Source organism: Desulfothermus sp. (assembly GCF_053993635.1).
The window spans coordinates 1-7,933 of sequence record NZ_JBMYBT010000123.1; the positions used below are offsets into that span (position 1 = coordinate 1).

The window sequence follows — 7,933 nt, forward strand, 5'->3', positions numbered from 1 at the left end:
GCAGGGAACAAAGGAGCAAAGGATGGAAATGGTAAATCAATAGGCCTGCACATTCATCTTCCTCTAGAACAAAAACCAAATGATTATATTGATACAAGACTGGATTTTAGATATTTCTTTGTAAGAAAGGTGATGTTTATAAAATACGCCATGGCTTATGTGGTAATGCCTGGAGGATTTGGCACATTAGATGAGCTCAGCGAAGCACTGGTACTAACTCAAACCAAAAGGATTAAACCCTTTCCAGTAATTTTAGTGGACAAAGAGTTCTGGACCCCATTGATTGATTGGTTTAAAAACAAACTCCTTGCAAGGAATTATATAAAAAAATGTGACTTAGAGATATTTTTTACTCTAGATGATCCTGATGAGGTGGTGAGTTTGATTAAGAGATTGGTGATTATTTAAAGGAAGAGGCAGAGGATTCTGCCTCTTTTTAGAACCCTTTTGATGTTACTTGATAATACCCAATATCTAATCAGAACCATTATTTGCTAGACACGGATAATCTTTATGGAAGTGGTGGGCCTAATAGTATTTCCATTAATGTAGTTTGCTCTTACTTAACTACATCCTCCCTGTATTATACCATGCAAATTTGTATCTTCTTTAAGGTAAGAAGGATTATCACAGGAATTGATACATAGAGTAGCATTACCAGAATTATCATGATTTTTTAAACCAAAACACCTTTCCTTTGGACATGTTATAATAATTTTTCCACACGTATTAGTAGTACTATTTCTAGTAAACGATACCTTTAAGGGTATATCTAGCACTAAATCCCCTGAAGAAGAAACAGAAATAGAATCTGTCGCTTTATCATAAAGACACTTTAATTTTCCACTTCCAGAATAAGAACTGGCATCACAAACGCCATTTGGAAATTTATCATAATCTGCTACTATATTCTCGGCCCAAGTCTCGCATAATTTCAAATTGGTTTGAAGCACACCATAGCCTGCATTAACACGATATTTATTATAAGTAGGAATGGCGATAACGGCTAAAATTGCCATTATCGCCATAGTCACCAGAAGCTCTATTAATGAAAAACCTCTCTTATTAGATCTCATAATATGCTATTCAATATGGCATTTATAATTAGAATCAGAAGGATCAGCTAGAGTTGCATTGTCTGGATAATAAATACATCCAAACTTATAACTACCCATGTTATAGTTAGACAATACTTCAACGGTACCATTATTAAATGAAACGGTTGTCCCACTTCTTAAAGATAACCGAACATAATCCCCTTCACTACTCTTCAGAGATATGCTATTCACCCAATCTGGCGGATTAAGATTAACTTTATCGCAAATTGTATTAAAACTAGTATCAATTGAAGCTCGTAAATAATATTCACCTGTTGAATTATCTGCGTCAACTAAAAAGTCAGAGGCTGACGTACATTTCGGGTGCTGATCTGCGGTTGAAGTCAAGTAGGCTGCATGATCCGCTACTTTTTTTGTAAAATCTTGCACATTACCCAACATAGCATTAGCTCTGTACTTATTGAACTGTGGAATTGCAATAGCGGCTAAAATTGCGATGATTGCCATTACTATCAAAAGCTCGACGAGGGTAAAACCTTTCTCTTTTCTCATCATACACCTCCTTGTTTTATTTAGATTTTTAAATATTTCATTTTTCTTTAAGCAAAATTCACGCCATTCTATAAATCGTTTAGAAATAACAATTTAAATTTATAGGATTTGTGAGTTTCATAAAGGCTCTAAGTTCTATGTTGTAGGTTCCTTAAACGTTGAACATCGAACTTTGAACTTTGAACTTTGAACAATTTAACTCTTAACCCTTAAATTCTCAACCCTATAACCCCCTCACCTCTTAATTATGTTCATAAAAAATACTTTAACGCATATACACTTTTTGTAAACTTTTGCCAATTTTTGTAAACTCTCCTAAAAATTACCCCACAATTATTCCTTTACATTTCCCCAAATCCCCCCTATTTTTTTTCCAGCTACAATCTGGAGGATTATTCATATGGAGGTATATAAAAAAATCGAAGATGCGCTTTTGAACGTAAAGGTAGGCTCTGTTGTTTCTATTGGAAATTTTGATGGAGTGCATATTGGACATAGGGCGCTTATTGAAAACTTAATCAATAGATCTAAAAAACGGAAGGTACCTTCAGTAATTCTAACCTTTGAACCTCATCCTTTAAAAGTTATAGCAGGTAAGTGTCCACCTGTTATTACTCCTATTAAACAAAAATTGGAACTTTTACAACAATTAGGAGTTGATATAACAATATGTCTTGAATTTACAAAGGATTTGGCAGATATTAGTGCTGAAGATTTTGTAATGAAATATTTAGTTCCTTTAAATGTAAAAGAGATAATTGTAGGATATGATTATAGATTTGGAAAAAACAGGGAAGGCGATTATTCCCTCATTAAAAAACTTGGACAAAAGTTGGGTTTTGATGTGCATCAGGTAGGTCCAGTTTATTTTGAAGATGAAATAGTTAGTTCCACTAGAATCAGGACTTTGGTACAGGAAGGAAAGGTCAAAGATGTTGTACCAATGTTGGGAAGATATTATCAGGTGTTTGGGAAAGTAGAAGAGGGTCATAAAAGAGGAGGTAGGCTCCTTGGCATTCCAACAGCAAATTTAAACCTAATTGATGAGCTTGTTCCAAAAACTGGGGTTTATGCGGTTTTTGCTGAATATGGAGGCAAAAGACTTAAAGGAGTTGCAAATGTTGGGTATAACCCAACTTTTGGAAATCAAGTGCTATCTGTAGAAGTACACATCTTTGATTTTAACAAAGAGATATATGGAGAAGAATTAAGAGTGCATTTTGTAGATAGAATTAGGTCTGAAAAGAAGTTCTCCAGTATTAATAGTCTAAAAAAACAGATATTAAAAGACATAGTAAAGGCCAAGGATATTTTAAAAAATGGATAAGGGGATTTTACATATCTATAGAAATGTTCCCTATGGCAGGGAGACGTTACTTAGTTCGATTTATTTCGCAAAGATGTTGGACATTGAGCTCTTTGTCTATATTCCACAATTTCAGAAATTTAACATGTACTTTGAACATGAAGTTGTTCAGGTTACACTGGATGATAGCTATTTAAATGAATTGAACAGGGCAAAGGCACGGATTGATGGTATCCTAAAGCAAGAAAATTATGAGGCTACCTATTTAAAAATTAAAGAATTTAGTGCCTCTTCACTTCCAGATTTACCAACTGATTTTTCTTTTATGACCTGTCCAAGGGTAATAAAAGGTCTCTTAAATAAAATCTTTCCAGGCCAAATTGGACCTATTGTAAGGAAGATCTTATTAAATGCTAGGTTCCCAGTTTATCTACCTTGCCTTATTTTTAAACCCTGGAAGTCAATTATTGTAATGTTTGGCGGATCTAAGACAAGTGTTAAAGCTGCATCCCTGGGACTAAAAATAGCAAAAAAATCTGGGGTTCCTCTCTATTTTTTTACCCAAAATGAAAACCAGGATTATGAATCATATAAAGAAAAATTAAAATCAAATGAAGAGACAAAAAATATTTTTTCTTACATCCAACACTGGTATTTTTTTGATCAAGGGGATTTTAAGGAAAATCTGTTTAATATCCCCCATGACTCTCTCATAGTTGCTGGATTATTTGGTCACGGTCTTATTAAAGGACTTGCATTTGGTGGAAAGCTGGAACTTATGCAATCCATTCTTCCAAATAATTTTTTGTTGGTAGGTCCTAACTTTGATGAACAAGCTACTTTTTTTAGGTATTAGGGAATGGAGAATATAATTTTAAAAATAAAATCCTTATGGTCTAGCATAAAGGAGGTATATAGAAGTATATCTTCTTTTAGACTCATGTTAATCAGTGTGGTTCTGGGAATATTAGCAGGGTTAGCCGCTGCCCTATTTTTTCTTGGCATTGAATGGACAAAATTTAAACTCATCCACCAGCTTGCAGGCATAGCAGTACCAGGACCTAGTGGAGAAGAGATCTTTAAAGGTAAAATAGGACCGTTTAGACCATGGCTTATTCCTATATTTACAACGTTAGTGGGACTTGTTACTGGAATTTTAGTCAAAAAATTAATCCCATATGCCCAACAAGACCATGTAACAGATGGCACAGACACAATAACCAGAGCATTTCATCAAAATGAAGGGCGAATAAATCCATTGGTTACCTTTTTAAAAGGACTTACTGCAGTATTTACCATTGGAAGTGGCGGTAGTGCAGGAAGGGAAGGACCTATAACCTTAATTGGAGGAGGTATTGGTTCTTATCTTGGTTCCCTTCTAAAACTATCCTCCAAGGAAAGGAGAATATTATTACTGGCTGGTGCAGGTGGCGGACTTGGAGCTATTTTCAGGGCACCACTTGGAGGGGCCATCACAGCTGTTGAAATAATCTACAAAGAAGATTTTGAGAGCGATGCCCTTCTCCCTGCTATTATTTCATCGGTTATAGCATACACTGTATTTACATTAATTTATGGCAATCATCCAATATTTGAGATACCACATTTCTATTTTAACCCTAAAGAACTGCCATTTTATTTAATCCTTGCCTTATTTTGTGCCTTTTGCGGCTATCTCTATGTAAAAACATTCTTTTTTATCAAATACTCAATTTTCCAAAAAATAAAAAAGCGCGCCGGCCTGGTAATAACGTGTGGACTTGGTGGACTAATCATGGGCATTTTAGGTATGTTTATGCCCTTTGTATTAAGTGGTGGCTATGGTTATCTGGAAATGGCTATCTGGGGGAAATTATCCCTTTTAACCATGCTTTGTTTTATGATAGCCAAGACCATTGCAACTTCTGTAACCATTGGCTCAGAGATGAGTGGAGGTATGTTTGCACCTACCCTTTTTGTAGGCGGAATGGCAGGTGGTATAATTGGGACATATGCACATATGCATTATCCCCAACTTGTTGCACATCCAGGAGCCTTTGTATTAGTTGGCATGGCATCATTTTTCGCAGGTGCAGGCTCCGCTCCTATTGGCCCTTTTATCTTGGTGTGTGAGCTCACCCAGGGCTATAGCCTCCTTGCACCCCTTATGTTTTGTTCTGCAATATGTATATTTTTTAATAGAAAGATTTCTATCTATGAAAATCAGCTAGATAATAAATTTCAGTCTCCTGCACATTCAGGTGAGCTGTTTGTGGATATTTTGAGTGATCACAAAGTGGAGGAATTACTGGATGAACTTGATCCTGTTTATGTAGTACCTGAAGATATGAAATTTTCTGATTTTAAGAAAAAAATTTTTGTTAATACCACCCAGTACTCTTTCCCGGTAGTTGACAAAAATGGAAGATTAACAGGTATATTTTCAAGCTCTGACTTTAGACATGTGCTATTTAATCCTGAGATAGAAAAACTGGTAATTATAAAGGATATTGCAGTTTCAGATGTGGTTGTGACATATCCCGATGAATCCTTAAATAGGGCTTTAGATAAATTGACTCAAAAAAATATCGATGCCTTGCCAGTGTTATCTGACAAAGAGGATGGAGAAATCCTAGGTCTTCTAAGAAGAAAATCAATAATTATATTCTACAATAAGTTGGTAGAAAAACTAAAATCAACCAAATTGTGAATTAGGGATATTCATGGAATTTTTCTTATCCACAAATGTTCGACGATCTACTAAATTCTTTTTATATCTCATATCAATTGGTATTATAGCTGGCCTTGGCTCAATAATCTTTCAATTTTTTTGCGATGCTGGGATGCACTATCTTCTTGACATGTTAGCTGGTTACAGGCCTGGTGGCCCAAAAGGTGAAATCTCTATTTTTCATCATACTTCTGCTCCCTTTAAGCGGTGGATGCTTCTTATATTACCTACACTTGGTGGCATTGTGAGTGGATTTATTGTTTATACCTTTGCCCCAGAGGCAGAGGGTCATGGGACTGATGCTGCTATAGAAGCATATCATAAAAAAGATGGATTAATTCGTCCTCAGGTACCTATTGTAAAGACAATAGCCTCAGCTATCACATTAACATCAGGGGGATCTGGGGGTAGAGAAGGCCCAATTGCCCAAATTGGGGCTGGTTTTGGTTCATACCTAGCAACAAAACTCAAACTCTCACCCAATGAGAGAAGAATTATGATGGCAGCGGGGATTGGTGCGGGTGTGGGGAGCATATTTAGGGCTCCACTAGCTGGTGCCCTATTTGCTGCAGAAGTACTTTATAAAGATCCTGACTTTGAACCTGATGTACTTATTCCCGCAGGAATATCCTCTATTGTGGCATATTGTGTTTTTTGTATGGTTTTTGGTTTTGGCTCCCTCTTTGAATCCTCACCTTATTTTTTTAAAAATCCATTAGAATTGGGTCCTTATGCAATACTCGCCCTAATTTTAAGTGGAATAAGCTTTTTATATGTAAAAACATTTTATGCAACTCATGATTTTTTTAAGCGCTTAAATCTTCCAAATTGGTTAAAGCCAGGCATAGGTGGATTTCTTACTGGAATAATAGGATTTTTTCTACCAGAAACCCTTTCTTTTGGATATGGAGTACTTCAAAATGCCCTTTTTAACAAAGTAAATTTGTATATACTAATAGGCGTTGCATTTGGCAAAATTCTTACTACTTCTTTTAGCATTGGATCAGGGGGCTCTGGAGGAGTATTTGGTCCATCCATAGTAATAGGTGGGTGTCTTGGTGGAGCTGTTGGAATATTATTCAACCACCTCATCCCAGAAATAATAGTATCACCGCAAGCCATGGTAATTCTTGGCATGGCTGGATTTTTTTCCGCTGTATCAAATGCTCCAATCTCCACTATTATTTTTGTCAGTGAAATGACTAATTCTTACGAATTACTACTTCCTAGCTTTTTAGTATGTCTGTTATGTTACAATTTTTCTAAATCTTGGACAATTTACAGGGAACAAGTAAAAAACAGAACTGCGTCGCCTGCCCATGCTGGAGAATTTTTCTTTGATATTTTAAAATCCTATTATGTAAGAGACATAAAAAACTTAATTAGACCTGTAGACACAGTGCCTGAAAATATGACCTTTGCTGAATTTAAAAAATTTTTTTCAAATACAAACCAACACTATTTCCCAGTAGTAAATAAACATGGAGAATTGGTTGGAATTTTTTCCAATACCGATTTTAGGAGTATATTATTTACAGAAGGCATAGAACATCTAATTATTGTTAAAGACATCGCCACAACAGATATCATCACTACCAACTTTAAAGACGACTTGCACACAGTTATGAAAAAATTCACTCAAAAAAATCTAGATAGTCTGCCAGTGGTTGACACAAAGAACCCAAAACAACTTTTGGGAATGGTAAGAAGACGCGAAGTTATAGCATTTTACAACCAAAAAGTAGAAGAAATAACCAAAAGTTCAAACAAAGAATAAACCATACACTAATTGCTAACCTCAGGCACTACGGATTTCTTTATTCCAAGTCTACTAAACCATGATGGATGTTTCTTAATAAACTTCCATGAATTCTCTAAATCTTCTTTTGTGTGGGGTTCTAAAGTGAATGTAGGAGCAAGATCTAATAATTCTAATCCAGCAAATAGTTCAGACCATGGAATACTTCCAACTCCAAGACCCAGATGTTGGTCAGCAACACCATCATTGTCATGTAGGTGCATATGTCTTAAATAGGGTGCCATGGTCTGTATCCATAAGGACATATTATTATACCTCATTCCCCCGCTATAGCTAGCCCAATGACCCACATCAAAACAAAATTTTATGTTTATATGACTCAGTTCTGAAAAAAGGTCTGTAAGAGGTCTAGGGTCGTATTCCCTTACATTCTCAAGATATAAAGGAGGATGATCTGGCCACTCATTATGAACCAATTCCCAAGTTTCTACAGCCCTTTTTAACCATGAAGAAAATAGCTCGAGGTAAAGTGGGATAAAATTGGCGTG

8 protein-coding genes are annotated in these 7,933 nt (G+C 35.7%); 5 read left to right on the forward strand and 3 right to left on the reverse strand.

Annotation, left to right across the window (positions count from 1 at the left end; translation table 11 throughout):
- Positions 1 to 408: LOG family protein (locus tag ACY2V1_RS08995; protein WP_461834461.1), on the forward strand; the 408-nt coding region annotated here is incomplete at its 5' end.
- Positions 409 to 563: 155 nt separating this feature from the next.
- Here ACY2V1_RS08995 and ACY2V1_RS09000 read toward each other — a convergent pair.
- Both ACY2V1_RS09000 and ACY2V1_RS09005 read right to left on the reverse strand, forming a co-directional pair.
- Positions 564 to 1,076, reverse strand: coding sequence for a type IV pilin protein (locus ACY2V1_RS09000; RefSeq protein ID WP_461834462.1), 513 nt, complete (start codon positions 1,074 to 1,076; stop codon positions 564 to 566).
- Positions 1,077 to 1,082: 6 nt separating this feature from the next.
- Positions 1,083 to 1,610, reverse strand: coding sequence for a prepilin-type N-terminal cleavage/methylation domain-containing protein (locus tag ACY2V1_RS09005; protein ID WP_461834463.1), 528 nt, complete (start codon positions 1,608 to 1,610; stop codon positions 1,083 to 1,085).
- A 400-nt stretch (positions 1,611 to 2,010) separates the two neighbouring features.
- On the opposite strand from ACY2V1_RS09005, the gene ACY2V1_RS09010 reads away from it, so the two are divergent.
- From ACY2V1_RS09010 to ACY2V1_RS09025, 4 genes are read left to right on the forward strand one after another with little or no spacing between them, the layout of a single operon-like run.
- Positions 2,011 to 2,937, forward strand: a complete 927-nt coding sequence (locus tag ACY2V1_RS09010) for a bifunctional riboflavin kinase/FAD synthetase (protein ID WP_461834464.1) — start codon at positions 2,011 to 2,013, stop codon at positions 2,935 to 2,937.
- Positions 2,930 to 3,772 (forward strand): universal stress protein, encoded by an 843-nt coding sequence (locus tag ACY2V1_RS09015; RefSeq protein WP_461834465.1) that lies wholly within the window; start codon positions 2,930 to 2,932, stop codon positions 3,770 to 3,772. The genes ACY2V1_RS09010 and ACY2V1_RS09015 overlap by 8 nt, the downstream gene beginning before the upstream one ends.
- A 3-nt stretch (positions 3,773 to 3,775) precedes the next feature.
- Complete coding sequence (locus ACY2V1_RS09020) at positions 3,776 to 5,605, forward strand: chloride channel protein (protein ID WP_461834466.1); 1,830 nt, start codon at positions 3,776 to 3,778, stop codon at positions 5,603 to 5,605.
- 13 nt (positions 5,606 to 5,618) lie between these two features.
- On the forward strand, positions 5,619 to 7,403 hold the full coding sequence (locus tag ACY2V1_RS09025; RefSeq protein WP_461834467.1) for a chloride channel protein: 1,785 nt from the start codon (positions 5,619 to 5,621) through the stop codon (positions 7,401 to 7,403).
- Positions 7,404 to 7,411: 8 nt separating this feature from the next.
- Here the strand turns inward: ACY2V1_RS09025 and ACY2V1_RS09030 are convergent.
- Positions 7,412 to 7,933: sugar phosphate isomerase/epimerase family protein (locus ACY2V1_RS09030; protein ID WP_461834468.1), on the reverse strand; the 522-nt coding region annotated here is incomplete at its 5' end.

Bases quoted from the DNA above. Each gene is read 5' to 3' on its own strand.
- ACY2V1_RS09000 (WP_461834462.1), bottom strand. From the start codon at position 1,076: ATGAGATCTAATAAGAGAGGTTTTTCATTAATAGAGCTTCTGGTGACT.
- ACY2V1_RS09005 (WP_461834463.1), bottom strand. From the start codon at position 1,610: ATGAGAAAAGAGAAAGGTTTTACCCTCGTCGAGCTTTTGATAGTAATG.
- ACY2V1_RS09010 (WP_461834464.1), top strand. From the start codon at position 2,011: ATGGAGGTATATAAAAAAATCGAAGATGCGCTTTTGAACGTAAAGGTA.
- ACY2V1_RS09015 (WP_461834465.1), top strand. From the start codon at position 2,930: ATGGATAAGGGGATTTTACATATCTATAGAAATGTTCCCTATGGCAGG.
- ACY2V1_RS09020 (WP_461834466.1), top strand. From the start codon at position 3,776: ATGGAGAATATAATTTTAAAAATAAAATCCTTATGGTCTAGCATAAAG.
- ACY2V1_RS09025 (WP_461834467.1), top strand. From the start codon at position 5,619: ATGGAATTTTTCTTATCCACAAATGTTCGACGATCTACTAAATTCTTT.